The 25,398-nt window shown below is 71.5% G+C and carries 22 protein-coding genes; 12 read left to right on the top strand and 10 right to left on the bottom strand.

All coding sequences use genetic code 11. The annotated features are described in order from the left end of the window. Window positions 1–104: 104 nt before the first annotated feature. Window positions 105–1,028 (top strand): adenosine kinase, encoded by a 924-nt coding sequence (locus ACWD68_RS18515; RefSeq protein ID WP_451807486.1) that lies wholly within the window; start codon window positions 105–107, stop codon window positions 1,026–1,028. Window positions 1,029–1,149: 121 nt separating this feature from the next. Here ACWD68_RS18515 and ACWD68_RS18520 read toward each other — a convergent pair whose 3' ends face one another. Continuing rightward, window positions 1,150–2,649: a M1 family metallopeptidase gene (locus tag ACWD68_RS18520; RefSeq protein ID WP_451807487.1), complete on the bottom strand. Its 1,500-nt coding sequence runs from the start codon at window positions 2,647–2,649 to the stop codon at window positions 1,150–1,152. 182 nt (window positions 2,650–2,831) lie between these two features. Between ACWD68_RS18520 and ACWD68_RS18525 the strand changes: the two genes are divergently transcribed. After that, window positions 2,832–4,790 (top strand): Xaa-Pro dipeptidyl-peptidase, encoded by a 1,959-nt coding sequence (locus tag ACWD68_RS18525; RefSeq protein WP_451807488.1) that lies wholly within the window; start codon window positions 2,832–2,834, stop codon window positions 4,788–4,790. A gap of 49 nt (window positions 4,791–4,839) precedes the next feature. Here the strand turns inward: ACWD68_RS18525 and ACWD68_RS18530 are convergent, their stop codons facing one another. Next, complete coding sequence (locus ACWD68_RS18530; protein WP_451807489.1) at window positions 4,840–5,802, bottom strand: FAD-dependent oxidoreductase; 963 nt, start codon at window positions 5,800–5,802, stop codon at window positions 4,840–4,842. A 66-nt stretch (window positions 5,803–5,868) separates the two neighbouring features. On the opposite strand from ACWD68_RS18530, the gene ACWD68_RS18535 reads away from it, so the two are divergent. Together ACWD68_RS18535 and ACWD68_RS18540 are read left to right on the top strand one after the other, a co-directional pair. Further along, complete coding sequence (locus tag ACWD68_RS18535; RefSeq protein ID WP_451807490.1) at window positions 5,869–6,888, top strand: oxidoreductase; 1,020 nt, start codon at window positions 5,869–5,871, stop codon at window positions 6,886–6,888. Between the two features lie 540 nt (window positions 6,889–7,428). Beyond that, window positions 7,429–9,069 carry an ABC-F family ATP-binding cassette domain-containing protein gene (locus tag ACWD68_RS18540; RefSeq protein WP_451807491.1) on the top strand — a complete coding sequence of 547 codons (1,641 nt, stop codon included), beginning with the start codon at window positions 7,429–7,431 and terminating at the stop codon, window positions 9,067–9,069. Window positions 9,070–9,141: 72 nt separating this feature from the next. Here ACWD68_RS18540 and ACWD68_RS18545 read toward each other — a convergent pair whose 3' ends face one another. The 3 genes from ACWD68_RS18545 to ACWD68_RS18555 form a co-directional block, all read right to left on the bottom strand. After that, window positions 9,142–11,526: a Tex family protein gene (locus ACWD68_RS18545; RefSeq protein WP_451807492.1), complete on the bottom strand. Its 2,385-nt coding sequence runs from the start codon at window positions 11,524–11,526 to the stop codon at window positions 9,142–9,144. Window positions 11,527–11,732: 206 nt separating this feature from the next. Then, window positions 11,733–11,864 (bottom strand): LPFR motif small protein, encoded by a 132-nt coding sequence (locus ACWD68_RS18550; RefSeq protein WP_266764083.1) that lies wholly within the window; start codon window positions 11,862–11,864, stop codon window positions 11,733–11,735. An 80-nt stretch (window positions 11,865–11,944) separates the two neighbouring features. Then, entirely contained in the window at window positions 11,945–12,811 is an 867-nt protein-coding gene (locus ACWD68_RS18555; protein ID WP_451807493.1) for an SCO6745 family protein, read from the bottom strand. A gap of 112 nt (window positions 12,812–12,923) precedes the next feature. On the opposite strand from ACWD68_RS18555, the gene ACWD68_RS18560 reads away from it, so the two are divergent. Further along, window positions 12,924–13,877 carry a GlxA family transcriptional regulator gene (locus ACWD68_RS18560; protein ID WP_451807494.1) on the top strand — a complete coding sequence of 318 codons (954 nt, stop codon included), beginning with the start codon at window positions 12,924–12,926 and terminating at the stop codon, window positions 13,875–13,877. 138 nt (window positions 13,878–14,015) lie between these two features. Next, window positions 14,016–14,651: a DJ-1/PfpI family protein gene (locus tag ACWD68_RS18565; protein WP_451807495.1), complete on the top strand. Its 636-nt coding sequence runs from the start codon at window positions 14,016–14,018 to the stop codon at window positions 14,649–14,651. A gap of 80 nt (window positions 14,652–14,731) precedes the next feature. Here the strand turns inward: ACWD68_RS18565 and ACWD68_RS18570 are convergent, their stop codons facing one another. After that, window positions 14,732–15,475, bottom strand: coding sequence for an enoyl-CoA hydratase/isomerase family protein (locus tag ACWD68_RS18570; RefSeq protein ID WP_451807496.1), 744 nt, complete (start codon window positions 15,473–15,475; stop codon window positions 14,732–14,734). Window positions 15,476–15,778: 303 nt separating this feature from the next. On the opposite strand from ACWD68_RS18570, the gene ACWD68_RS18575 reads away from it, so the two are divergent. Further along, window positions 15,779–16,279, top strand: a complete 501-nt coding sequence (locus ACWD68_RS18575; RefSeq protein ID WP_451807582.1) for an ATP-binding protein — start codon at window positions 15,779–15,781, stop codon at window positions 16,277–16,279. Window positions 16,280–16,288: 9 nt separating this feature from the next. Here ACWD68_RS18575 and idi read toward each other — a convergent pair whose 3' ends face one another. From idi to galE, 4 genes are all read right to left on the bottom strand, one after another. After that, the gene (idi, locus tag ACWD68_RS18580; protein WP_451807497.1) at window positions 16,289–16,882 is read right to left on the bottom strand and encodes an isopentenyl-diphosphate Delta-isomerase; all 594 of its coding nucleotides are present in this window, start codon (window positions 16,880–16,882) and stop codon (window positions 16,289–16,291) included. 123 nt (window positions 16,883–17,005) lie between these two features. After that, entirely contained in the window at window positions 17,006–17,560 is a 555-nt protein-coding gene (locus ACWD68_RS18585; protein WP_451807498.1) for a GNAT family N-acetyltransferase, read from the bottom strand. A gap of 187 nt (window positions 17,561–17,747) precedes the next feature. Next, entirely contained in the window at window positions 17,748–18,686 is a 939-nt protein-coding gene (locus ACWD68_RS18590; RefSeq protein WP_451807499.1) for a cation diffusion facilitator family transporter, read from the bottom strand. A gap of 136 nt (window positions 18,687–18,822) precedes the next feature. Continuing rightward, entirely contained in the window at window positions 18,823–19,803 is a 981-nt protein-coding gene (galE, locus tag ACWD68_RS18595; RefSeq protein ID WP_451807500.1) for a UDP-glucose 4-epimerase GalE, read from the bottom strand. A 319-nt stretch (window positions 19,804–20,122) separates the two neighbouring features. On the opposite strand from galE, the gene ACWD68_RS18600 reads away from it, so the two are divergent. From ACWD68_RS18600 to ACWD68_RS18620, 5 genes are read left to right on the top strand one after another with little or no spacing between them, the layout of a single operon-like run. Continuing rightward, window positions 20,123–21,919 carry a DUF5941 domain-containing protein gene (locus ACWD68_RS18600; protein ID WP_451807583.1) on the top strand — a complete coding sequence of 599 codons (1,797 nt, stop codon included), beginning with the start codon at window positions 20,123–20,125 and terminating at the stop codon, window positions 21,917–21,919. Continuing rightward, window positions 21,916–22,668 (top strand): phosphocholine cytidylyltransferase family protein, encoded by a 753-nt coding sequence (locus tag ACWD68_RS18605; RefSeq protein WP_451807501.1) that lies wholly within the window; start codon window positions 21,916–21,918, stop codon window positions 22,666–22,668. The genes ACWD68_RS18600 and ACWD68_RS18605 overlap by 4 nt, the downstream gene beginning before the upstream one ends. Further along, entirely contained in the window at window positions 22,656–23,717 is a 1,062-nt protein-coding gene (locus tag ACWD68_RS18610) for an iron-containing alcohol dehydrogenase family protein (RefSeq protein WP_451807502.1), read from the top strand. The genes ACWD68_RS18605 and ACWD68_RS18610 overlap by 13 nt, the downstream gene beginning before the upstream one ends. Continuing rightward, the gene (locus ACWD68_RS18615; RefSeq protein WP_451807503.1) at window positions 23,695–24,474 is read left to right on the top strand and encodes a CDP-alcohol phosphatidyltransferase family protein; all 780 of its coding nucleotides are present in this window, start codon (window positions 23,695–23,697) and stop codon (window positions 24,472–24,474) included. Before ACWD68_RS18610 ends, ACWD68_RS18615 begins: the two co-directional genes overlap by 23 nt. Beyond that, the gene (locus ACWD68_RS18620) at window positions 24,471–25,355 is read left to right on the top strand and encodes a glycosyltransferase family 2 protein (RefSeq protein ID WP_451807504.1); all 885 of its coding nucleotides are present in this window, start codon (window positions 24,471–24,473) and stop codon (window positions 25,353–25,355) included. Before ACWD68_RS18615 ends, ACWD68_RS18620 begins: the two co-directional genes overlap by 4 nt. The last annotated feature ends 43 nt before the right edge of the window (window positions 25,356–25,398 follow it).

Here is a 25,398-nt window from a genome sequence, read left to right on the forward strand (position 1 = left end):
GCCGACCGGACCACGGATGAAGGAAGTTGCGAAAGTTTCTGCAATTTCTTGCCGTGATGGGCCGGGCCTGCTTGACTCGCTGCTCGGATCCGAGAGGGAGAGTCATGAGCCGCGACATCGACGTCCTCGTCCTCGGCGGTGCGGGGGTGGACACGATCGTCCACGTCCCCGAACTGCCGCTTCCGTACGCCGACAGCTACATGATCCGTCCCGGGATCGAGACCCGGGCCGGGCAGACCGGTGACTTCGTCGCGCTGGGCCTGCACCGGCTCGGCCTGCGCACCCACCACCTCGACATGCTCGGCGACGATCCCGAGGGCGACCTCGTGCGAGCCCTGCACCGCGACCGGGGCATCGCGCTCACCGAGGTGCCCCAGCCCGCGGGCACCAAGCGCGCGGTCAACCTCGTCGGCCCCGACGGGCGCCGGCTGTCCCTGTACGACGACAGCCGCTCGCACGAAGGGGACCGGCTGCCCGAGAAGACGGTGAGGGAGCTGGCCGCGGCGAGCCGCCACGCCCACGTCTCCATCACCCACCCGTGCGCCTTCGCCCTGCAGGCCCTGCGGGAGACCGGGGTCACCCTCTCGACCGACCTGCACAACTGGGACGGCGAGAATCCCTACCACGAGCCGTTCGCCTACGCCGCCGACGTCGTGTTCGTCTCCACCACCGCCCTCGCCGACCCCGAGCGCACCATGCGGCGGATCATGGAACGGGGCCGGGCCGAAGCGGTCGTCGCCACGGCCGGCGCCGAGGGCGCATACCTGCTGGCCGACGGCGAGCTGACCCATGTTCCGGCGGTCCCGCCCCGGACGCCCGTGGTCGACTCGAACGGCGCAGGGGACTCCTTCGCCGCTGGCTTCCTCTTCGGCCGGCTGACCGGCGAACCGGTCCGGCGCTGCGCCCTGTACGGCGCGGTCGCCGGCGCCTACGCCTGCACCGTGCCCGCGACCCGGGCCGACGCCATCAGCCGGGACGAACTCCTCGCCCAGGTCGACGAGTTGGAAAGTGAGACCGCCCGCCGCTGAAGCATGCGGCCGGCCACCGGCTCACGGCTGACGCCCCGGCCCGTGGCCCGCTCACCCCCTGCCCGCCCGTCCCCGGCAGGGAGGGCGGGCAGGGAAGACCCGGCGGGCGGGCGGACGTACCTCAGCCGGAGTGGACCGCGTCAGTGGCGGCGATCTTCTTCCACGACTTCGGCCGGGCGACGGCACCTTCCGCTCGCGGGGCCACCGTGAGCCCGGCACCCCGCGCCGCCGGAGCCGCCGGCTTCGACGGCTGGAACAGCCAGGTGTCGAAGAGCGCCGCGAGCGACGTACCGGACACCTGCTCGGCGTACTTCTGGAAGTCGCCGACCGACGCGTTCCCGTACGCGTGCTCCTTCGGCCACCCCTTCAGGATGGCGAAGAAGGCGTCGTCGCCGACCTCCTCGCGCAGCGCCTGCACCGCCAGCGCGCCCCGGTCGTAGACCGCGATGTCGAACTGGTTGTCCGGCCCCGGGTCGCCGGGCGCCACCGTCCAGAAGGTGTCGTCCGCCGGATGCGAGGCGTACACGTAGTCCGCGAGCTCCCGCGTGGTGCCCTCGCCCTCGTGCTCCGACCACAGCCACTGCGCGTACCGCGCGAAGCCCTCGTTGATCCAGATGTCCTTCCAGCCCTTCAGCGACACGTCGTCGCCGTACCACTGGTGCGCCAACTCATGAACGACCACAGAGGTATTGGAGCCGTTCGCGAACTGCCGAGGGCTGTAGTACACGCGCGTCTGGGTCTCCAGCGCGTACCCGGTGGTCGTGTTGGGCACGTACCCGCCGGCGGAGCTGAAGGGATACGGCCCGAAGTAGCCGCTCAGCCAGTCGACGAGTTCCCCCGTCCGCTCGACACTGGCGCGCGCCGCCCCGTCGTTGTCGCCGAGATCCTTGCTGTAGGCGTTGACGACCGGGACGCCGCCCTCGGACGTGCCGGTCGTGATGTCGAACTTCCCGACCGCGAGGGTGGTGAGGTAGGTGGCCTGCGGCTTGTTCGACCGCCAGTTGTAGCGGGTCCAGCCGAGCCGTGAACTCGTCGACTGCAGTGTGCCGTTGGAGATCGCCTGGGTGCCGTCCGGGACGGCCACCGACACGTCGTACGTCGCCTTGTCGAGCGGGTGGTCGTTGCTCGGGTACCACCACCACGCCGACTCGGGCTCGTCCGCGGCGACCGCCCCGTCCGGGGTGCGGTGCCAGGTCGAGAAGCCGTACGCGCTCTTCGTGGACGGCACTCCGCTGTAGCGGACGACGACGGTGACCGGCGTGCCCTTGGCCAGCGGCTTCGCCGGCGTGATCTCCAGCTCGTGCTGGCCCGATGTGGCGAACGACGCCTTCGCGCCGTTGACCCGGACCTCGCTCACATCGAGCAGGAAGTCCAGATCGAACCGGGACAGGTCCTGCGTGGTGGTCGCCAGGAGGGTGGCCGTGCCCTCCAGTTCGTCCGTCCGCGGCTGGTAGGTGAGCCGCAGGTCGTAGTGCGAGACGTCGTATCCGCCGTTGCCGTAGGCCGGGTAGTAGGGGTCGCCGATACCCGGTGCTCCCGGTGTGTGGCTTGCCGCCGATGCCGGGATCGCCAGCAGCAGAAAGGCGGCGAGAGCGCCCGGGGCGATGAGTCTGCGGTGCACGTCGAGCTCCAAGTCGTGGGGGCATGAAGTCGGTCCGGAGCCTATTCAGTCCCTGTGGCCCCGGTCATGTCCACGGCCACCCCTGTCACACGATCGCCATTCGGCCGACATGAGCCATCCAGCCCCAGAGACCTTTCATCGACCCTCTTTTGCACGGGAGTTGACCGGGGTACGTTCCGCGCATGCCGATACCAGTGCGCCGCGCGCGCTTAACGACCTGGAGATCGCTCGCGACGGCGGCCGTTGCCGCCCTGATGGCCGCCCTCCTGGCTCCCTCCGCCGCACACGCGGCCCCGAAGGAGAGCGCCCCGGTCTATTCGTACGAGAACGCGATCCGTGAGTCCGTCTGGGTCGACACCGGGCTCGACGGCGACAGCGACGGAAAGAACGACCGGGTCGCGGTCGACATCGTCCGGCCGCGCGAACTCGCCCGCCAGGGACGCAAGATCCCCGTGATCATGGATGCCAGCCCGTACTACTCCTGCTGCGGGCGCGGCAACGAGAGCCAGCGGAAGACGTACGACGCGGATGGCCACGTCGTCCAGATGCCGCTGTTCTACGACAACTACTTCGTGCCGCGCGGCTACGCCTTCGTCGGCGTCGACCTCGCCGGTACCAACCGCTCCGACGGCTGCGTCGACGTGGGAGGCCGCTCCGACATCCGCTCCGCGAAGGCGGTCGTCGACTGGCTGAACGGCCGGGCCAGGGCCTACACCACACGCACCGGAGCCGCCACGGCCAAGGCCACCTGGACCAACGGCAGAACCGGCATGATCGGCAAGAGCTGGGACGGCACGATCGCCAACGGCGTCGCCGCCACCGGTGTCAAGGGACTGAAGACCATCGTGCCCATCAGCGCCATCTCCTCCTGGTACGACTACTACTTCGCCCAGGGCGCCCCGCTCTACGACTCGGGCCCCGACTGGCTCTCCGGTTACGTCGACAGCCCCGACGCCCGAGCCAAGTGCGCCGCCGTGCAACGGAAGCTGGTCGACGAGGCGCCGCGCACCGGCGACTGGACGTCACTGTGGACCGAGCGCGACTACGTCAAGGACGCCGCGAAGGTGAAGGCCAGCGTCTTCCTGGTCCACGGCATGCAGGACCTCAACGTCCGCGCCAAGAACTTCGGCCAGTGGTGGGACGCGCTCGCCAGGAACGGTGTCGAGCGCAAGATCTGGCTCTCCCAGACCGGCCATGTCGACCCCTTCGACTTCCGCCGCGCCACCTGGGTCGACACCCTGCACCGCTGGTTCGACCACGAACTCCTCGGCTACGACAACGGTATCGACGACGAGCCGGTGGCCGACATCGAACGCCACCCCGACCAGTGGGCCACCTCCACCGTCTGGCCGCCCCGCACCACCGCGGCGACGACCCTGCGACCGGGCACGGGACCGCAGGCGGGCGTCGGCACCCTCGGACGCCACCGGAACTCCGGAACGGAGACCTTCACCGACGACCCGCGGCTGAGCGAGACCGACTGGGCCGCGCACATCGACGAGCCGACGCCCGGCAAGGCGGGCTTCGCCACCAGGCCGCTCACCCGTGACCTGCGCCTCTCCGGCTCGTCCAAGGTGACCGTCACCGCCACGCCGACGACCTCGACGGCCCATCTCTCGGCCGTACTCGTCGACCTCGGGCCGGACACCATCCGCGACTACGCCGCCTCCGGCGAGGGCATCACCACACTCACCGACCGCACCTGCTGGGGCCCGAGCACGACCGGCGACAGCTCCTGCTACAAGGTGACACAGGCCACCAGGGCCGATGTCGGCTACACGGTCCTCAGCCGCGGCTGGGCCGACCTCGGCAACCACGCCTCGGACCAGGGCGTCCCGCTGACCCCGGGTACGGCGTACACCATCACGCTCGACCTGGCTGCCACCGACCACATCGTCCCCAAGGGCCACCGGCTCGCGCTGATCGTCGCGGGCACCGACAAGGACCTCATCGACCCGCCCTCCACCACACCGACCCTGACCCTCGACCTGTCCCGTACATCGGCCCGCGTCCCCTTCGTCGGCGGCGCCGACGCGTTCGCGCGGGCTACGGCGGGCTCCACCGCGGCCCCGGCCGCGTCCGTCCTCGACGGCGTACGCGATCCGGGCGCCGCCCTCCGCGTCCCGGGGGAGAGCCGCTGAGCCACCCGGACGACGGCCCACGGGCCGGATGACGGAGGGAACGCATCGATCAGACGGAGGCGGTCGGACCGACGAGTCCGGCCGCCTCCCGCGCGCAACCCCACGCCACGGTGACCCCGGCACCTCCATGACCGTAGTTGTGCACCAACACGCGCCCGTCCGGCAGGACTTCGCGCTCCAGCCGGACCGCGTCGCGCACCGGGCGCAGCCCCACCCGATGGTCGAGCACACGCGCTCCGGCGATCTCGGGGCGCAGCGCCGCGCACCGCTCGACGATCTCCGCCGCCACGTCGAGGTCGGGGACCTGCGACCAGTCGTCCTCGTCGGTGGTGCCGCCGAGGACCAGCCGGTCCGGCTGCGGGAAGACGTACGTGGTCGTCCCGGCCGCCGGGTCCGTCGAGACGAGCCACTCGCGGATCCCGGGGTTCTCGACGATCACGAGCTGGCCGCGCACGGGCCGTACGGCCGGATCCGGGACGAGGGCGCGGGCGCCGAGGCCCGCGCAGTTGACGACGACCGGCGCCCGAGCCTCCGCGAGGTCCGTCACCGTCCGCTCCTCGACCGTGCCGCCCGCCCGCAGCAAGCGCTCACGCAGCAGGCGCAGATGCACGGGCATGTCGATCAAGGGCAGCCGTGCCCGCAACGCGGTTCCCGGGTACTCCTCGGCCGTCGCCGCGCGCAGCCCGGGCACCCGGGCCGCCCACGCCCCCAGATCGTCCAGCCGCGTCTCGCCCATGACCCCCTCGACCAGGCGTACGCCCGTCTCCTCGGGCCGCCCCGCCAACTCCTCGTACACGGAGAGGGATACCAGCGCCCACTCACGGGCCAGTGCCTTCGGCTCGACGCGGTACGGCCACCACAGAGCCCCCGCAACCGCCGAGGTGGTCAGCTCGGCGGGCTCCCGCGCCCACACCCGGACCCGCCTGCCGGCCTCGGCCAGGACGACGGCCGTCGTCAGGCCGACCACCCCGCTGCCGACCACGATCACATCGCCGCTCCCGGGCTTCCCCATGCCGGGACGTTAGCGGAATATGTCATGCCGTGCTCATATCACTCTCCGTCTGGGGATACTCACAGCATGTCTGCCGAGTACGCCACCTTCGGCCTGGCACCGGCGATGCGTGCCGGTGGAGTCCTCGCCAACGGTGACTACCAAGTGCACCGGGACTTCGTCGACTTCGTCGTCGACGGACGCCCGCTGCTGTTCCAGCTCTCCGACCTCGACGCGGTGTCCCCGCTCGCCTCCGACGTACCGCCGGCGATCTTCACCGCGCAGGTGCGCAGCCTTCTCCTGGAGGCCGACGCCCCGCTCGACGGGGGCAGGTACGTCATCTACGGATGCCCGGAGTGCGAGGGCATCGAGTGCGGTGCCGTCACCGCGCTCATCGAAAGAGAGGGGGACGACTACGTCTGGCGCGAATTCGCCTGGCAGACCGGCGAACGGGCCGATCTGGAACGCAACGGCTACCACAGCATAGGGCCTTTCCGCTTCCACGGCGCCGAGTACCGCAGCGCCCTGAGCTCCCTGCTCGACGGCGATCCGGGCTCCCGCCGCCGCGTCCTGCTGATCGGCGCCCGGGTCGCCCTCCTCGCGAAGCTGGCCGCCGCCCTGCGCGCCATCGGGATCGGCGCCGACATCGCCCGCGACGCCACGGGAGTACCGGCGGACGAACTGCGCGCCTACGGAGCGGTGGTGTTCGGCCGGGCGGTCCCCGAGGCCGAACGGGCCGCCGTACGGGAGTCCTTCCGTGGCGCGGGCGTCGACGTCGCCCACGTCGAGGGCCTCGCCCCGATCGTTCCGCTGCTCGTCGCCCAGATCGAGCACGCGCTGGACCGCGGCCCGAGGGAGCTGCGCCGGCTCACCCGCCTGGTCGCCGCCGACGGTGAGGCCGGCGTCGAGGTCACGTCCACCTGCCGGGTCCAGCTGACCGCCTACCGCCTCGACCGCCTCTCGCGCACCCACGCGCACGACGTGTTCGACGGAATCCTGGAAACGGGCCGGCACCGGATTCCCCTGGAGGCCCGCGCGGTGAAGGGGGAGTCGTTCATCGTGGCACGGACGTCCGGGAGCGTACTGGCGGAACGAATGACCCACTGACCGATGCCCCACTGACCTCCGGCCACTGACCTCCGGCCACTGACCTCCGGCCGGTGACCTCCGGCCACTGACCTCCGGCCGGTGACCTCCGGGCCACCGACCTCCGGCCATGAACTCCGGCCCGTGACCACCAGCCCTGGTGACCGTCGGCTTGCGGGCTTGCGGGCTTGCGGGCTTGCGGGCTTGCGGGCTTGCGGGCTTGCGGCCCGTCGCCTGCGGCCCGTCGGCCTGCGGCCTGGTGGGCTGGCTGCCTCGTGGTCCGCAACCTTGGGGCCTGGAGGCCCCGTGGCCTGGCGGCCGGTGGCCCTGCGGCCCCCGGCGACCCGGGTGTCCGGCGGCACGGGGGCGTGCTGTCCGGCGGGCCGTGGGTCCGACGGTCCGGGGCGGTTGACCCGGCGGTCCGGGGGCCGTGGGCCTGTCCGTCCGGGGGCGGTGGATCCGGCGGGTCGGAGAGTTGTGGGCCCGTCGGCCCAGGGAGTGCCGCCCCGCGGAGATCGGCGGCGTGGGGCGGCCCCGCGGGCCGTTAAAATCGGCTCCCTGATGACTGCCACTCTCGTCGCCAAGAATCTCACCGCCGGACACGGCGACCGCGCGCTCTTCGCCGGACTCGACCTCGTCGTCGCGCCCGGCGATGTGATCGGGCTCGTCGGCGCCAACGGCGCGGGCAAGTCCACGCTGCTGCGGCTGCTCGCCGGCCTCCTCGCCCCGGAACAGGGCGAGCTGCGGCTCTCCCCGCCGACCGCGACCGTCGGACATCTGCCGCAGGAGCCGGAGCGGCGGGAGGGCGAGACCGTACGGGACTTCCTCGCGCGCCGCACCGGCGTCGACGAGGCCCAGCGGGTGATGGACGAGGCGACGCAGGCGCTCGTCGACGGAGCGCCGGGCTCCGACGACGCCTACGCGACCAGCCTGGAGCGCTGGCTCGACCTCGGCGGCGCCGACCTCGACGAACGTGCCGAGGAGGTCGCCGACTCCCTGGGGCTCGGCGTCGGTCTCGACCAGCCGATGACGTCCCTGTCCGGCGGCCAGGCGGCCCGGGCCGGACTCGCCTCCCTCCTCCTCTCCCGCTACGACGTCTTCCTGCTCGACGAGCCGACGAACGACCTCGACCTGGACGGTCTGGAGCGCCTCGAGCGCTTCGTCTCCGGCCTGCGCGCCGGGACCGTCGTCGTCAGCCACGACCGCGAGTTCCTCACCCGCACGGTCACCAAGGTCCTCGAACTCGACCTCGTACAGCAGCAGATCACGCTGTTCGGCGGTGGCTACGAGGCATACCTCGAAGAGCGCGACACCGCTCGCCGGCACGCCCGCGAGGACTTCGACGAATACGCGGACAAGCGCACCGCCCTCGAAGGCCGGGCCCAGATGCAGCGGGGCTGGATGGACAAGGGCGTCAAGAACGCGCGGCGCAAGGCGGGCAACGACAACGACAAGCTCGGCCGCAAGTTCCGCAGCGAGGCCAGCGAGAAGCAGGCCTCGAAGGCCCGGCAGACGCAGCGCATGATCGAGCGGCTGGACGTCGTCGAGGAGCCGCGCAAGGAGTGGGAACTGCGCATGGAGATCGCGGCGGCCCCGCGGTCGGGCGCGGTGGTCGCCACCCTGCGGGACGCGGAGGTGCGGCGTGGGGACTTCACCTTCGGTCCGGCGACGCTCCAGATCGACTGGGCGGACCGGGTCGCCGTCACCGGCGCGAACGGCGCCGGCAAGTCGACCCTGCTGGGCGCGCTGCTCGGCCGGGTCCCGCTGTCCTGCGGCCACGCCACGCTGGGCTCCGGCGTGGTCGTCGGCGAGGTCGACCAGGCCCGCAAGCTCTTCCACGGCTCCGAGTCACTGCTGGACGCGTTCGGCGCGGCCGTCCCGGACACGGAACCCGCCGAAGTCCGCACGCTGCTGGCCAAGTTCGGACTGAAGGCGGACCACGTCCTGCGCCCGGCGGCCACCCTCTCGCCGGGCGAGCGCACCCGCTCGGCGCTGGCCCTGCTTCAGGGCCGGGGAGTCAATCTGCTGGTCCTGGACGAGCCGACCAACCACCTCGACCTCCCGGCCATCGAGCAGCTGGAATCGGCCCTGGACTCCTACGAGGGCACACTCCTGCTGGTCACCCACGACCGCCGCATGCTGGACGCGGTCCGCACGACCCGCCGCCTGGAGGTGGCGGACGGCAAGGTGACGGAGCGCTGAGACGAACCGCGAAGGGGCGGCCGCCGTTGAAGGCAGCCGCCCCTTCGCAGAGTTTCACCGCAGTCAGCCGTGTCAGCCCCGGCCCCGCTTGGGGTCGGTCAGGCCGGCGCGCCGCAGGGCGTCCGCCATGGCGCTGTTCGCCGGCGGCGGAGCCTGCCGGGAGCCGCCACCGCCGCCACCGCCACCGCCTCCGCGACCGCCCTGCCGCTGTCCCCGCTGCTGGGGCGGCCGCCCGCCCCGCTGGGGACGACCGCCGCCCTCGGCGGCCGGGGCCGCCGCCTCGTCGTCCAGCCGGAGCGTCAGCGAGATCCGCTTGCGCGGAATGTCGATGTCCAGGACCTTCACCTTGACGATGTCGCCGGACTTCACGACGTCCCGCGGGTCCTTGACGAAGGTCTTCGACAGCGCGGAGACGTGCACGAGCCCGTCCTGGTGGACGCCGATGTCCACGAACGCGCCGAACGCGGCCACGTTCGTGACGACCCCCTCCAGAACCATCCCGGACGCCAGGTCGGAGATCTTCTCGACGCCGTCCTTGAAGGTGGCCGTCTTGAAGGCGGGTCGTGGGTCGCGCCCCGGCTTCTCCAGCTCCTTCAGGATGTCCGTGACGGTCGGCAGACCGAATTTCTCGTCGACGAAGTCGGCCGCCCTCAGCGAGCGCAGCACACCCGCGTTGCCGACCAGCGACGCGACCTCGCTGCCCGCCGTCTTCACCATCCGCCGCACCACGGGGTACGCCTCCGGGTGCACGCTGGACGCGTCCAGCGGGTCGTCCCCGCCCCGGATCCGCAGGAAGCCCGCGCACTGCTCGTACGCCTTGGGGCCCAGCCGGGCCACGCTCTTGAGAGCCGTACGGGAGGTGAAGGGACCGTTGGCGTCACGGTGCGCCACGATGTTCTCCGCGAGGCCGGAGGTGATGCCGGAGACCCGGGCCAGCAGCGGGGTCGAGGCGGTGTTCACGTCCACGCCCACGCCGTTCACACAGTCCTCGACCACCGCGTCCAGCGACCGGGACAGCTTCACCTCGGACAGGTCGTGCTGATACTGCCCGACACCGATCGACTTCGGGTCGATCTTCACCAGCTCGGCCAGCGGATCCTGCAGACGCCGCGCGATGGAGACGGCGCCGCGCAGCGACACATCCATGCCGGGCAGCTCCTGGGAGGCGAAGGCCGACGCCGAGTACACCGACGCCCCCGCCTCCGACACCATGACCTTGGTGAGGCCGAGCTCCGGGTGCTTGGTGATGAGCTCACCGGCGAGCTTGTCGGTCTCGCGGGACGCCGTGCCGTTGCCGATCGCGATCAGCTCGACCGCGTGCTCCTTGGAGAGCCGGGCGAGCTTGGCGATCGCCTCGTCCCACCGGTTGGCCGGGACGTGCGGGTGGATGACGTCCGTCGCGACGACCTTGCCGGTCGCGTCGACGACGGCGACCTTCACGCCCGTACGGAAACCGGGGTCCAGGCCCAGCGTCGAGCGCGTGCCCGCCGGGGCGGCGAGCAGCAGGTCCCGCAGGTTGGTCGCGAAGACGTTCACCGCCTCGTCCTCGGCGGCGGTGCGCAGCCTGAGGCGCATGTCGATGCCGAGGTGCACGAGAATGCGGGTGCGCCAGGCCCAACGCGCGGTCTCCGTCAGCCACTTGTCGCCGGGACGGCCGCGGTCGGCGATCCCGAAACGGTGGGCGACGATCCCCTCGTACGACGAAGGCCCCTCGGTGGACTCCTCCGGCTCCAGGACGAGATCGAGGACGTCCTCCTTCTCGCCGCGCAGCATGGCGAGGATGCGGTGCGAGGGCAGTTCCTTGAAGGGCTCGGCGAAGTCGAAGTAGTCGGCGAACTTGGCGCCCGCCTCCTCCTTGCCCTCGCGCACCTTGGCGGCGAGCCGTCCGCGCACCCACATGCGCTCGCGCAGCTCGCCGATCAGGTCGGCGTCCTCGGAGAACCGCTCGGTGAGGATAGACCGGGCGCCGTCCAGGGCGGCCTGCGGGTCGGCGACGCCCTTGTCGGCGTCGACGAAGGCCGCCGCCGCGGCGAGCGGGTCGACCGTCGCGTCGCCGAGCAGGCCGTCGGCCAGCGGCTCCAGGCCCGCCTCGCGGGCGATCTGCGCCTTGGTGCGCCGCTTGGGCTTGAACGGCAGATAGATGTCCTCGAGACGCGCCTTCGTCTCGGCGGCCCTGATCTGCGCCTCGAGTTCGGCGCTGAGCTTGCCCTGCTCGCGCACCGAGTCGAGGATCGCGGCGCGCCGGTCCTCCAGCTCCCGCAGATAGCGCAGCCGTTCCTCGAGGGTGCGCAGCTGCGCATCGTCGAGCATCTCGGTCGCTTCCTTGCGGTAGCGGGCGATGAAGGGAACCGTCGACCCGCCGTCGAGCAAGTCGACGGCGGCCTTGACCTGCCGCTCCCGTACGCCGAGTTCCTCGGCGATCCTGCCTTCGATGGACCCTACGAGGGGTGTCGTCACGATCCCGTACCGCCTTCTCCACTGGGGTTGCGCGGCAATTGTGGCAGGTGACACGGACAACGGGGGATCAGGGCGGCACTCGAACGGGTCGCGCGCCGCGGGGTCCGGCCCCAGGGACACGGAATCCCGCGGGGCCCGCGGGACTGCGTCCCCCTCGGATCTCGCGGGCGGGCGTGTCTCTCGGACCCCGTGGGCGGTTGTGTCCCTCAGGCCCCTCGGGCCCGCCCGGAGCGCGAGGCTCCGCCGAACAGCCGGGCCAGGGCCCGGAACGGCAGCGTCACGACCGTGGCGATCGCCCCGCCGATCTGCCGCAGCACGTCCGCGATGGCACGCAGCATGAATCTCCCCTTTCGTCACCCGGCACGGAGAGCCGGGTGACGTACGGGTACCTCAGCTCCCGCCGATCATGCCTCGCAGGTCATTCCTTGCCGATCATTCCGTCCGGGAACGCGCCGGCGGCGAACGCCGTCATCAGCAGGTTCCTCGCGATTTCCGTCAGCCGCTCCACCCCGGCGGCGCCCAGGTGCTCGTAGGGGGCGCGGTCGAGCCGGTCCGTCCGGGCCTCGATGTCCTGGCGCAGGTCCACGCCCGCCTGCGTCAGTTCGCCCCGCGCGTCGAGCAGCCCGCGCTCCCGCAGCCGCCCGGACGCCGCCTCCCAGTCCTGCCGCGACCAGCCGCGCGTGCCCAGCGCCCACTTGGGAGCCATGCCCTTGCCGGTCGCGGTGTGGCTCACCAGGGCCTCCACCGGGTCGAGCTCCGCGTCGAGCAGCACCGCGAGGTGACCGTCGCCGCGGTGCTCGCGCAGCAGGGTGGCCGCGTGCCAGAGCGCCAGGTGCGGTGCCTCGGGCACGGGGAGGTCCGCGTGCGCGGCGTAGAGCGGACGGGCGGTCGAGCCGCAGGCCTCGGCCGCGCGCAGGGCGAGTTCCGCCGCCTCGGCCACGTCCTTGGAGGCGATGAGGTCCTCGCCGAGCAGCCGCCTGAGCGTCGCGTCCACGGCATGCGCGCGTGCCGCGAGCACCGTCTCCGGAGAGGCCGCCCGCCACACCGCGGGCACATGCGCGGCCACCAGGTCGTGCCGGAAGTTGTAGAACGTCGCCGTCACCGTGCCGGCGCCGACCGCGCCCATCGCCGCGGCCCGTGCCGCGAAGTAGGCGGCCCGCTCGTCCTCGATGCCGACCGCGGCCAGCTCACGCCCCAGATCGGGCGAGAAGTAGTGCGTCGAGTGCAGCGGGTTGAGGACGTTGTGGCAGCGGCGCCCGGCGCGCTCCGGCAGTGGAGAGGTCATGCCCCGCACATTACCGACTGGTCGGTACGTCGTGAACAGTGAACCCTCCGATGGCAGGAAAGGTGGGGTATGCGTCATTGCGGCCATCGGCGTGCCGGTCGAGAATCGAGACATGCGAACGGTCCTGATCGTCCTCTTCGACGGCGTGCAGAGCCTCGACGTCACCGGCCCCCTGGAGGTGTTCGCGGGAGCCGAGACCTACCGCGGCGGCTCGTACCGCATCCGCACCGCCACCCTGGACGGCGCCCCGGTGCGCACCTCCAGCGGCCTCGTCCTGGTCCCGGAGCAGGCACTCGCCGACGCTCCCGCCGCGCACACCCTGCTGGTTCCCGGCGGCCACGGCACCCGGTGTCCGGATCCCCGCCTGATCGGCTGGCTGCGCGCCCACGGTCCGCGCGCCGAGCGCCTGGTCTCGGTGTGCACCGGCGCCGGACTGCTCGCCGCGGCGGGCCTCCTCGACGGCCGCCGCGCGACGACCCACTGGGCGTACTGCGACCAGCTCGCCCACGACCACCCGGCGGTCACGGTCGATCCCGACCCCATCTACGTACGCGACGGCAACGTGTCCACCTCGGCGGGCGTCACCTCCGGCATCGACCTGGCCCTCGCCCTCGTCGAGGAGGATCTGGGCCGCGACGCAGCCCTGACCATCGCCCGTCACCTCGTCGTCTTCCTCCGGCGTCCGGGCGGCCAGGCCCAGTTCAGCGCCCAGCTCGCCGCCCAGACCGCGCGGCGCGAACCGCTGCGCGAGGTCCAGCAGTGGATCTCCGAGCACCCCGGCGGCGATCTGAGCGTCGAGTCGCTCGCCGCCCGCGCCCGCCTGTCGCCCCGCCATTTCGCCCGCGCCTTCCAGACCGAGACCGGCACGACGCCCGGCCGGTACGTCGAGCGGGTCCGCCTCGAGCACGCCCGCCGCCTCCTGGAGGACACCACCGACGGCATCGAGGAGATCTCCCGCGCCTGCGGCTACGGCACCCCCGAGGGCATGCGCCGTGCCTTCGTGAAGATCCTCGGCTCGGCTCCGGCCGAGTACCGGCGCCGCTTCCGGCCGGCCCCCACGGGCTGACGGCGGCCCGCTCCACTCGTCGGCCCGCCGCGGGCCGGGCCCGCCCTCACCGTTCCGCGCGCCCCGGCCTCGCGTCGGCTCGCTCCCGACACCCGCTCACCCAGGGGCCGCACCGCGCCCCTCGCCGAAAGGAATCCGATGCAGATCGCCATCGTCCTCTACGACCGCTTCACCGCCCTGGACGCCGTCGGCCCGTACGAGACCCTCGGCCGGCTGCCGGACGCGGACACCGTCTTCGTCGCCGAGCGCACCGGCCCGGTCCGTTCCGACACCGGCCGGCTCGCGCTGACCGCGGACAAGAGCCTCGCGGAGGTGCCGAACCCGGACATCGTGGTGGTGCCGGGAGGGCCGGGCCAGAGTGCGCAGATGGACAGCCGGGTCCTCCTCGACTGGCTGCGGGGCGCCGACCGCACCAGCGTCTGGACGACCTCGGTGTGCACCGGTTCCCTGCTGCTGGCCGCCGCGGGGCTCCTGGACGGCCACCGGGCCACCTCCCACTGGCTGGCCCTCGGGGACCTGGCGCGGTTCGGCGCCGAGCCGACGGGGGAGCGGGTCGTGTTCGACGGCAAGTACGTGACCGCGGCCGGTGTCTCCGCCGGCATCGACATGGGGCTCACCCTGCTCGGCCGGATCGCGGGGGACGAACACGCCCAGGCCGTACAGCTGCTGACCGAGTACGACCCGCAGCCGCCCTACGACGCCGGGTCCCCGGAGAAGGCGCCCGCGCACCTGGTCGAGGAGTTCCGGAGCAAGAGCCACGTATTCCTGACCTAGACACGGAGACCGCCGGTCTCAGGCGCCGCCCCCGAACGGCAGTGCCCCGAACAGCCGCGCCTCGAAGGGCCGTCGCGCCCTCACGGAGCCCAAGTGAAGCGCGGCTGCCTGCGCTCCAGGAAGGCGGCGACCCCCTCCGCGGTGTCGCCGCCGCCGCGCGCCTGCTCCGCCCAGTAGGCGTCTCGGTCGGTGCGCCCGTTCGCGAACTCCTTCGCCGCCGCCTGCGTCAGCAGGGAGCGCGAGGCCAGGATGCGGGTGAACTCCGCGACCCGCTTGTCGAGTTCGCCCTCGGGCAGCACCTCGTCCACCAGACCGGTACGCAGCGCGCGCTCACTGTCGATCAACTCGCCGGAGAAGAGCAGGTACTTGGCGGCGGACGGACCCACCAGCGCCGCCAACCGCCGCGTGGAGGAGGCCGGATAGACGATCCCGAGCTTCGCCGGAGTCACCCCGAACAGCGACCCTTCCTGGGCGAACCGCAGATCGCAGGCGGCCGCGAGCTGGGATCCGCCGCCCACGCAGTAGCCGCGAATCGCGGCCAGCGTCGGCTTCGGGAACGCGGCGAGGGACTCCTCGGCGAGCACGGCCAGGCCCTGGGCCTCGTCCGGAGAGCCCCGCAGCGTCGAGATGTCGGCTCCGGCGCAGAACGTCCCGCCCTCACCGGTGAGCACCAGAGCGTGCACATCGGCGCGAACGGTCAACTCGTCCAGCAGCGGCGGCAGTGCTCGCCACATCTGCGTCGTCATGGCGTTCCGCTTGGCGGGGTGATGGATGACGACGGTGGCGACTCCGTCGCCGACGTGGTGCAACAGCTGCGGCTCCATGCGCCGGATGCTATCTGCACCTACAGCGCGCTCCGGATCGCGGGCACCCTCCCGGGCCGTCAGACGGGCGACGGAAAGGCGGGGAACGAATCGGGTCAGCTGAGGGGCAAACCCGTACAACCCGAAGAGTTTCCGAAGTCGGCACAAGACAGACAGGAGCTGTCGTGGAACTGACGGCGTCATACGCAAACGATCAGAAACTATCGATAATTGCTGACTTCTGTTCAGTCAACCGGTACGGACCGGCGCATTACCAACACTCGACGTGTGGTGACAATCGAGCGCAAGGGTGGCGACCGGACGATGGAGAACCCCGGGCCGGGGTCCGACCCGAGCCCTGAAGGCGGAGGCGCGACCTCCGGCGTCAGATCGCCGGGACCGCTGCCGTACGAGGGGGTGTGGCGCTTCACCGCCACCGCCGTCGACGCCTCGGTGCCGCAGGCGCGGCACGCCGTCCGTGATCTGCTGGTCCGCCAGGGGGTACCGGTCTCGGACGATCTCGTTCAGGGACTGCTGTTGATCGTGTCCGAACTGGTCACGAACGCCGTCAAGCACGCGGCACTTCTGTCGCCGATGCTCGCGGTGGAGGTCGCGGTCGGCGCCGAGTGGGTGCGGGTGTCCGTCGAGGACAACCACCCCTACCGGCCGACCGCGCTGGAGGCCGACCACGGGCAGACCGGAGGCCGGGGCCTGCTCCTGGTGCGTGAGGTCACCAGGGAGTACGGCGGAGTGTGCGACGTCGAGCACACCGCGAGCGGCGGCAAGGTGATCTGGGCCGCCCTGCCGCTCGCTCCGAGTGTGTAGAGGACCGGCCTACCAGCCCGCGGACGGGCCCGTCAGCTCCCGGATCGCCGGACGGGCCGCGTCCAGCACCGTCATGAACCACGCCGAGAAGGGGTCCTTCGCGTGCCGCTCCGCCAGCTCGGCGGCGGTCACGAAAGCGGTCGAGCCGACCTCTTCCGGGTCGGGCCGCAGCACCGACTGCACCATCCCGACGAACAGGTGGTTGTACTCCTGTTCCACCAGGCCCGAGTCCGGGTCCGGGTGGTTGTAACGGACCGTGCCCGCCTCGGCGAGCAGGGTCGGTGACACCCCGAGCTCCTCGTACGTCCGCCGGGCCGCCGCGGCGAACGGTCCCTCGCCCGGGTAGGGGTGGCCGCAGCAGGTGTTCGACCAGACACCGGGGGAGTGGTACTTGCCGAGGGCGCGCTGCTGCAGCAGCAGCCGGCCCTGCTCGTCGAAGAGGAACACCGAGAACGCTCTGTGCAACTGCCCCGGGGCCTGATGAGCCGCGAGCTTCTCGGCCGTACCGATCGTGTTGCCGTCCTCGTCGACCAGTTCCAGCAAGATCGCTTCAACGGTGCCGTTCGACGAACTGTGCGTCGCGGTGGCAGGTGTGATCGGCATACCCATCCTTCGCATCGGTCTTCAAGCCCCAGTCTGCCGTACGAAACCGGCACTCCCGGCACTTCGCGGCTCCCGCATGTCCCGCCCCGGGGAGCCCCGGGGCGGGACACACGGTGACGTGGATCAGACGCCGAAAGCGGCCGGATACCTGATCGTGCCCGGTGCCACCGACACGGAATCGTCGAGGACGAGGGCCATCACGTGTTCGGACGGCACGTCGAATCCGGGCCGGATGCCGTAGTCGGCGGCGGGCCCGAAACCGAACCTCGGGTAGTACCCGGGGTGCCCGAGTACGAGGACGAGCCCCTCACCTCGCGCGCGTGCCGCCTCCAGCACCGCGCGTACGACGGCCGATCCGGCGCCCCGGCGCTGCCGGTCCGGGCGGACGGCGACCGGCGCCAGCGCGGCCGCCGGGACGCCGTCGACATGACAGCGCGTGATCAGGGCGTACGACGCGATCGTGCCGTCCGGTGCCTCGGCGACGTACGACAGGCCGGGCAGCCACGCCCCGGGGTCGGTGCGCAGCGCGTCCACCAGATCGGCTTCCTCCGCCCTTTCGAAGGCGGCGGCGGTCACGGCGTAGACCTCGGCGATGTCGGCGGAGGTCTCCTGGCGGGTGCGCCAGACAGTGCTGTGACCGGTGGTGTGTTCAGTCCTGTGTTCGGTGTGGTCGGTCAACGTGGAAACCCTTGATGAGGGGCCCGGCCGACGCGTCGCCGAAACGGCGGGTCAGCCGCGGGCCCGGGAAACGGGGACGACGAGGTCGCTGCGCGTGGCAGCGCCGGGAACGGCCGTCATCAACCCACCTCCTGGGATCTCCCGCCACGCTAACAGGCGGTGCCGCGGTGCCGCCTCCGGATTTACGTCAGTGGCAGAGCTTCGCCTCGTGCTCCGCGTGTCCGCTCGGCTCCAGCTGGAAGGTGCAGTGCTCGACGTCGAAGTGGACGCCCAGACAGCCCTGGAGCTCGTGAAGGATCTTCTCGTGACCGATCGCGTTCAGGACGTCGGAGCTGACAACCACGTGCGCGGAGAGGACCGGCATGCCCGATGTGATGGTCCAGGCGTGCAGGTCGTGGACGTCCTCGACACCGTCGAGGGCCAGGATGTGGGCGCGTACGTCCGCCATGTCGACGCCCTTGGGCGCCGCCTCCAGGAGCACGTCGAGCGTCTCGTGGAGCAGCTTCCAGGTGCGCGGGACGATCATCAGGGCGATGGCGATCGAGGCGATCGGGTCCGCGGCCTGCCAGCCGGTGGTCATGATCACCACCGCGGCGACGATGACCGCCACCGAGCCGAGGGCGTCCGCCGCCACCTCCAGGAAGGCGCCGCGCACGTTCAGGCTGTCCTTCTGCCCGCGCATGAGCAGCGTCAGCGAGACCGTGTTGGCGACCAGACCGATCACACCGAACACGATGGTCAGTCCGCCCTTGGTGTCCGCGGGCGTCACGAAGCGCTGGATCGCTTCGACGAGCACATAACCGCCGACCACGAGCAGCAGCAGACAGTTGGCGAGCGCGGCGAGGATCTCGGCCCGCGCGAGGCCGAAGGTGCGGTTCTCGCTCGGCGGGCGCGCCGCGAAGTGGATCGCGAGCAGGGCCATGCCCAGTCCCAGCGCGTCCGTCGCCATGTGCGCCGCGTCCGCGACGAGCGCGAGCGAATCGGCGAGCAGACCTCCGAAGATCTCGACGACCATGACGGTGAGCGTGATCGCCAGCGCGACGCGCAGCCTCCCGCGGTACGCGGCTGCCGCCGTACCGGTCGGGGGAGCGCCGTGCGCGTGCCCGTGGTCGTGCCCAGCCCCCATGAAAAGCCGCCTCCCGTGTTCCGCTCGGTCGTCACAGTGAACTACGGGCGAGGGGTACCGGGCAACGCGGCACTGAACACCGTTGTCATATGCTCTGACCTGCGGAAACGATCTGCAGGTCAGAGCACCGGCACCATCATGCTGACGCGGTCTCCGGGTGGTGCAGCAGCCAGCCCCGCCAGGCCGACTCCACCATCTCGCGCACCTCGCGCCGCGCGCGCCAGCCCAGTTCCTCGGCCGCCAGGGCGGCCGAGGCGACCGCGCGCGGGGCGTCACCCGGGCGGCGCGGCTCGACGAGCGGCTGCCGGGTGTCCCCGGTGACCTCGGCGACGAGCGTCATGAGCTCCCGCACGGAGACCCCCTCGCCGCGGCCGATGTTCACCGTCAGATCACCGCTCGCACCGTCGGCCAGCCGCCGGGCCGCCGTGAGATGCGCCTCGGCGAGGTCGGCGACATGGATGTAGTCGCGTACGCAGGTGCCGTCCGGCGTCGGGTAGTCGTCGCCGAAGATCCGCGGGGCCTCGTCACGGGTGAGGCGGTCGAACACCATCGGGATGATGTTGAAGACGCCCGTGTCGGCGAGTTCCGGCGAGGCCGCGCCCGCCACGTTGAAGTAGCGCAGGCACACGGTGGCGATACCGTGCGCCCGGCCCGTCGCCCGCACCAGCCACTCGCCGGCGAGCTTCGTCTCGCCGTAGGGGCTCATCGGGGCGCAGGGAGTGGCCTCCGTGATGAGGTCCACATCGGGATTGCCGTACACGGCCGCCGACGAGGAGAACACGAAGCGCTTGACGCCCGCCCCGGCGACCGCCTCCAGGAGCGTCGCGAGACCGCCCACGTTCTCCTGGTAGTAGCGCGCCGGTTCGGCCACGGACTCACCGACCTGCTTGCGCGCGGCCAGGTGCACGACGCCCGTCACCGCGTGCTCCGCCAGGACCCGCTTGAGCAGATCCCCGTCCAGCGACGACCCCTGAACCAGCGGGATGCTCTCCGGAAGCCGGTTCGGTACCCCGGACGAGAGGTCGTCGAGGGCGACGACCCGCTCTCCGGCCTCCGCCATCGCCCGGGCCACGTGGGCCCCGATGTATCCGGCTCCGCCTGTGATCAGCCATGTCATGGAGGACCACCCTATGCCGGTCCCGCGCGGCGTCCGCCGTGCCCCGCTCCCGGGGCGCGCGGGGTGCGGCGCACCGTGCCGAGAATGCGCCGGTCTGTGAACCCGGGTTTGTGACCCGGGCCCGGAATCCCCGATGATGATCGCGATGCCGGCAGGGCAAAACCCGTTGATCGGGCCGTGAACGGGCGGTGAACGCTCTCTTCCGTTCATCGGATACCCTCTGCCGACATGCCGCCGGGCCCGCCGCCGCGGGCCGGGGGCCATCCCATCACGCACACGCCAGGCGTCAGGCCGCGCCGGCATTCAGGGAGTGAGTTCGCTGTCGACCGCCATCCTCACCGGCCAGCCGGTCCCCGGATCGTCGCTCGAAGGCGATCTGCGGTCGCTCGGCTTCGACGTGCGGCTCGCCTCTGAAACGGGCGAGACCGAGGCGCTGCTCGCGGCCGTGCCGGCGAAGGAGCGCGTCGCCGTCGTCGACGCCCGCTTCGTGGGCCATGTGCACGCCCTGCGCCTCGGCCTCACCGACCCCCGCTTCGCGGCCTCCGCGCTGCCCGGCGCCGTATCCGTGCAGCCCGAGGCCCGGCGGGCGCTGGCCCGCGCCGTGGCCCATGAGACCGCTGCCGCGGGCAGTGTGGCCGTCACCACGGACAACCTCGTCGAGCGCCTCGGCGCGGCACTCGACGCGGACGGCCTCGCCGTCCACCGCCCGGAGCTCGGCAGTCTCGTCGCCGCCGTCCCGGCCGATCCGCAGGAGCGCAACGAGGTCCGGCAGGCCGTGCTGGCCGTCGACGACGAGGCCGTACGGCTGCGCAGCGCCGTCAAGGCCCGCGACGGCTTCTTCACCACGTACTGCATCAGCCCGTACTCGCGCTACATCGCCCGCTGGTGCGCCCGCCGCGGTCTGACCCCGAACCAGGTCACCACCGCCTCGCTGATCACCGCGCTGATCGCCGCGAGCTGCGCCGCCACCGGCACCCGCCCCGGCTTCGTCGCGGCCGGGCTGCTGCTCCTGTTCTCCTTCGTCCTGGACTGCACGGACGGACAGCTCGCCCGCTACTCCCTCCAGTACTCGACGCTCGGCGCCTGGCTGGACGCGACCTTCGACCGCGCCAAGGAGTACGCCTACTACGCGGGCCTCGCGCTCGGCGCGGCCCGCGGCGGCGACGACGTATGGGCGCTCGCGCTCGGCGCGATGATCCTGCAGACCTGCCGGCACGTCGTGGACTTCTCCTTCAACGAGGCGAACCACGACGCCGAGGCCAACACCAGCCCCACCGCCGCCCTCTCGGGCAAGCTCGACAGCGTCGGCTGGACGGTCTGGGTGCGCCGGATGATAGTTCTGCCCATCGGCGAACGATGGGCGATGATCGCCGTTCTCACGGCGCTGACGACCCCCCGTATCACCTTCTACGCGCTGCTCGTCGGCTGCGCCTTCGCGGCCACCTACACCACGGCGGGCCGGGTGCTGCGCTCCCTGACCCGCAAGGCGCGCCGCACGGACCGTGCCGCGCGGGCGCTCGTGGACCTCACCGACTCCGGCCCGCTCGCCGAGTATCTGACGCGCTTCGCCGGCCGCCTCCCGCGGATCGCACCGGCCCTCGTCGCCTTCGTGGCCGGGGCGATCGTCGTGACGTCCGCCGCACTCGCCCCCTACGGCAGCTGGTGGCCCGTCCTGGGCGCCGCCCTCTACGTCCTGCTGTCGCCGGTCGCCCTGGTCAGGCCCCTGAAGGGCGCTCTCGACTGGCTGGTGCCGCCGTTCTACCGCGCGGCCGAGTACCTCACCGTTCTCGTACTGGCGGCCAACGCCGACGTGAACGGGGCGCTTCCGGCGGCTTTCGGCCTGGTGGCCGCGGTCGCCTACCATCACTACGACACGGTGTACCGCATCCGCGGCAACGCCGGAGCCCCGCCGCACTGGCTGGTGCGGGCGATCGGTGGGCACGAAGGCAGGACGTTGCTGGTCACCGTCCTTGCCGCGCTGCTCGCCGCCCCACAGTTCAAGGTCGCGCTCACGGCACTCGCCGTGGCCGTCGCCCTCCTGGTGCTCGCCGAGAGCATCCGCTTCTGGGTGTCCACCGGGGCGCCCGCCGTACACGATGAAGGAGAACCCGCATGATCGGCCTTGTACTGGCAGCCGGCGCCGGACGGCGTCTGCGCCCCTACACCGACAGCCTCCCGAAGGCTCTCGTGCCGGTGGGCCCCGCGGGCGCAGAGGACTCCCTCACCGTCCTGGACCTGACCCTCGGCAACTTCGCGGAGATCGGTCTGACCGAGGTCGGAATCATCGTCGGCTACCGCAAGGAAGCCGTGTACGACCGCAAGGCGGCCCTTGAGGAGAAGTACGGCCTCAAGATCACGCTCATCGACAACGACAAGGCCGAGGAGTGGAACAACGCCTACTCCCTGTGGTGCGGCCGTGACGCCCTCAAGGACGGCGTGATACTCGCCAACGGAGACACCGTGCACCCGGTCTCCGTCGAGCGGACGCTGCTCGCCGCCCGCGGCGAGGGCAAGAAGATCATCCTCGCCCTCGACACGGTGAAGAAGCTCGCCGACGAGGAGATGAAGGTCGTCGTGGACCCCGACAAGGGCGTCCAGAAGATCACCAAGCTCATGGACCCGTCCGAGGCCACCGGTGAGTACATCGGCGTGACCCTCATCGAGGGCGCCGCCGCCGACGAGCTGACCGACGCCCTGAAGACGGTGTGGGAGACCGACCCGCAGCAGTTCTACGAGCACGGCTACCAGGAGCTCGTGAACCGCGGCTTCAAGATCGACGTCGCGCCGATCGGTGAGGTCAAGTGGGTCGAGATCGACAACCACGACGACCTGGCCAAGGGACGTGAGATCGCGTGCCAGTACTGACGAGGCTCATCCCCTCGCCGGTCGTCGTCGACATCCGTCCGGGTGCCCTGGACGACCTGGCGAGCGTACTCAGCGACGAGCGCATCTCGCACTCGGGCAAGCTGGCCATAGCGGTCAGCAACGGCTCGGGCGCGAGGCTGCGCGAGCGGATCGCCCCGACACTGCCGGGCGCCACCTGGTACGAGGTCGGCGGCGGCACGCTCGACGACGCGATCCGGCTGGCCGGCGACATGAAGTCCGGGCACTACGACGCCGTCGTGGGCCTGGGCGGCGGCAAGATCATCGACTGCGCGAAGTTCGCCGCGGCGCGGATCGGGCTGCCCCTGGTCGCCGTGCCCACGAACCTCGCGCACGACGGTCTGTGCTCGCCGGTCGCCACTCTCGACAACGACGCGGGCCGCGGCTCGTACGGTGTGCCCAACCCGATCGCCGTGCTCATCGACCTCGACGTGATCCGTGAGGCGCCGGTCCGGTTCGTCCGGGCGGGCATCGGAGACGCGATCTCCAACATCAACGCGATCGCCGACTGGGAGCTGGCCAACCGCGTCAACGGAGAGAAGATCGACGGGCTGGCCGCCGCGATGGCGCGCCAGGCGGGCGAGGCCGTGCTCCGGCACCCCGGCGGTGTCGGCGACAACGGCTTCCTCCAGGTGCTCTCGGAGGCGCTCGTCCTCACCGGCGTCGCGATGTCGATCTCGGGCGACTCACGCCCGGCCTCCGGCTCCTGCCACGAGATCAACCACGCCTTCGACCTTCTCTTCCCCCAGCGCGCGGCGAGCCACGGCGAGCAGTGCGGCCTGGGCGCGGCCTTCGCGATGTACATGCGCGGGGCGCACGAGGAAGCGGCGTTCATGGCCGAGGTGCTGCACCGGCACGGACTGCCGGTACTGCCCGAGGAGATCGGCTTCACCGTGGACGAGTTCGTGCAGGTCGTGGAGTTCGCTCCGCAGACCCGGCCCGGCCGCTACACGATCCTCGAGCACCTCGACCTGAAAACCCACCAGATCAAGGACATCTACTCCGACTATGCCAAGGCCATCAGTAGCTGAACTCCGCCCCGTCGTTCACCCCCCTGGGGTGAAGGACCGGCGCAGCGGTGAGCACTGGGCGGGACGCCTGTACATGCGAGAGATCTCGCTGCGCTGCGACCGCTACCTGGTGAACACCAGGATCACGCCCAACCAGCTCACGTACCTGATGACCCTGTGCGGCGTGCTCGCGGCCCCGGCCCTGCTGGTGCCGGGGATCGCGGGCGCCGTGCTCGGCGTGGTGATGGTCCAGCTGTATCTGCTGCTCGACTGTGTCGACGGCGAGATCGCGCGCTGGAAGAAGCAGTACTCGCTCGGCGGGGTGTACCTCGACCGCGTCGGCGCCTACCTGACCGACGCGGCCGTCCTCGTCGGTCTCGGTCTGCGCGCCGCCGACCTGTGGGGCACGGGCAGCGTCGACTGGCTGTGGGCCTTCCTCGGCACACTGGCCGCCCTCGGCGCGATCCTGATCAAGGCCGAGACCGACCTCGTCGGTGTCGCCCGCCACCAGACCGGGCTGGCCCCGGTCGAGGAGTCCGCGTCCGAGCCCCGCTCCTCAGGAGTGGCGCTGGCCCGCAAGGCCGCCGCGGCCCTCAAGTTCCACCGGCTGATCCTCGGTATCGAGGCCTCCCTGCTGATCCTGGTCCTCGCGATCGCGGACCAGATCAGGGGCGACCTGTTCTTCACCCGGCTCGGCACCGCCGTGCTCGCCGGCATCGCGATCCTGCAGACCGTGCTGCACCTCGTGTCCATCCTCGCTTCGAGCAGGCTCAAGTGAGTACGGCGACGAAGGTCGGCGCGGTGATCATCACCATGGGCAACCGCCCGGACGAACTCCGGGCCCTTCTCGACTCCGTCGCCAAGCAGGACGGCGACCGCGTCGAGGTGGTCGTGGTCGGCAACGGCTCACCCGTCCCGGACGTCCCCGCGGGCGTCCGCACGGTCGAGCTGCCCGAGAACCTCGGCATCCCCGGCGGACGCAACGTCGGCATCGAGGCCTTCGGCCCCGGCGGCACCGACGTGGACGTCCTCCTCTTCCTGGACGACGACGGCCTGCTGGCCCGCCACGACACGGCCGAGCTGTGCCGCCGGGCCTTCACCGACGACCCGGACCTCGGCATCATCAGCTTCCGTATCGCCGACCCCGAGACCGGCGAGACCCAGCGCCGCCATGTGCCGAGGCTGCGCGCCGCCGACCCGATGCGCTCCTCGCGCGTCACCACGTTCCTCGGCGGCGCCAACGCGGTCCGCACGAAGGTCCTCGCCGAGGTCGGCGGGCTCCCGGACGCCTTCTTCTACGCCCATGAGGAGACGGACCTGGCCTGGCGGGCCCTCGACGCCGGCTGGATGATCGACTACCGGTCCGACATGGTGCTGTACCACCCGACGACCGCTCCCTCGCGGCACGCTGTGTACCACCGCATGGTGGCCCGCAACCGTGTCTGGCTCGCACGCCGAAACCTGCCCGCGCCGCTCGTCCCGGTCTACCTCGGTGTCTGGATGCTCCTGACGCTGCTGCGCCGTCCCTCGCGAGCGGCCCTGCGTGCCTGGTTCGGCGGATTCAGGGAAGGCTGGACCAGTCCGTGCGGACCCCGCAGTCCCATGAAGTGGCGTACGGTGTGGCGGCTGACTCGACTGGGCCGACCTCCTGTCATCTGACAAGCTCGATTCTGAGAGCATTCGGGCCGTACCCGGTCCCCGG

Source organism: Streptomyces sp. NPDC005141 (assembly GCF_053599975.1).

Coding starts and splice junctions, on each gene's coding strand:
- ACWD68_RS18515 (WP_451807486.1), top strand. CDS start 105: ATGAGCCGCGACATCGACGTCCTCGTCCTCGGCGGTGCGGGGGTGGAC.
- ACWD68_RS18525 (WP_451807488.1), top strand. CDS start 2,832: ATGCCGATACCAGTGCGCCGCGCGCGCTTAACGACCTGGAGATCGCTC.
- ACWD68_RS18530 (WP_451807489.1), bottom strand. CDS start 5,802: ATGGGGAAGCCCGGGAGCGGCGATGTGATCGTGGTCGGCAGCGGGGTG.
- ACWD68_RS18535 (WP_451807490.1), top strand. CDS start 5,869: ATGTCTGCCGAGTACGCCACCTTCGGCCTGGCACCGGCGATGCGTGCC.
- ACWD68_RS18540 (WP_451807491.1), top strand. CDS start 7,429: ATGACTGCCACTCTCGTCGCCAAGAATCTCACCGCCGGACACGGCGAC.
- ACWD68_RS18550 (WP_266764083.1), bottom strand. CDS start 11,864: ATGCTGCGTGCCATCGCGGACGTGCTGCGGCAGATCGGCGGGGCGATC.
- ACWD68_RS18555 (WP_451807493.1), bottom strand. CDS start 12,811: ATGACCTCTCCACTGCCGGAGCGCGCCGGGCGCCGCTGCCACAACGTC.
- ACWD68_RS18560 (WP_451807494.1), top strand. CDS start 12,924: ATGCGAACGGTCCTGATCGTCCTCTTCGACGGCGTGCAGAGCCTCGAC.
- ACWD68_RS18565 (WP_451807495.1), top strand. CDS start 14,016: ATGCAGATCGCCATCGTCCTCTACGACCGCTTCACCGCCCTGGACGCC.
- ACWD68_RS18570 (WP_451807496.1), bottom strand. CDS start 15,475: ATGGAGCCGCAGCTGTTGCACCACGTCGGCGACGGAGTCGCCACCGTC.
- ACWD68_RS18575 (WP_451807582.1), top strand. CDS start 15,779: ATGGAGAACCCCGGGCCGGGGTCCGACCCGAGCCCTGAAGGCGGAGGC.
- idi (WP_451807497.1), bottom strand. CDS start 16,882: ATGCCGATCACACCTGCCACCGCGACGCACAGTTCGTCGAACGGCACC.
- ACWD68_RS18590 (WP_451807499.1), bottom strand. CDS start 18,686: ATGGGGGCTGGGCACGACCACGGGCACGCGCACGGCGCTCCCCCGACC.
- galE (WP_451807500.1), bottom strand. CDS start 19,803: ATGACATGGCTGATCACAGGCGGAGCCGGATACATCGGGGCCCACGTG.
- ACWD68_RS18605 (WP_451807501.1), top strand. CDS start 21,916: ATGATCGGCCTTGTACTGGCAGCCGGCGCCGGACGGCGTCTGCGCCCC.
- ACWD68_RS18615 (WP_451807503.1), top strand. CDS start 23,695: ATGCCAAGGCCATCAGTAGCTGAACTCCGCCCCGTCGTTCACCCCCCT.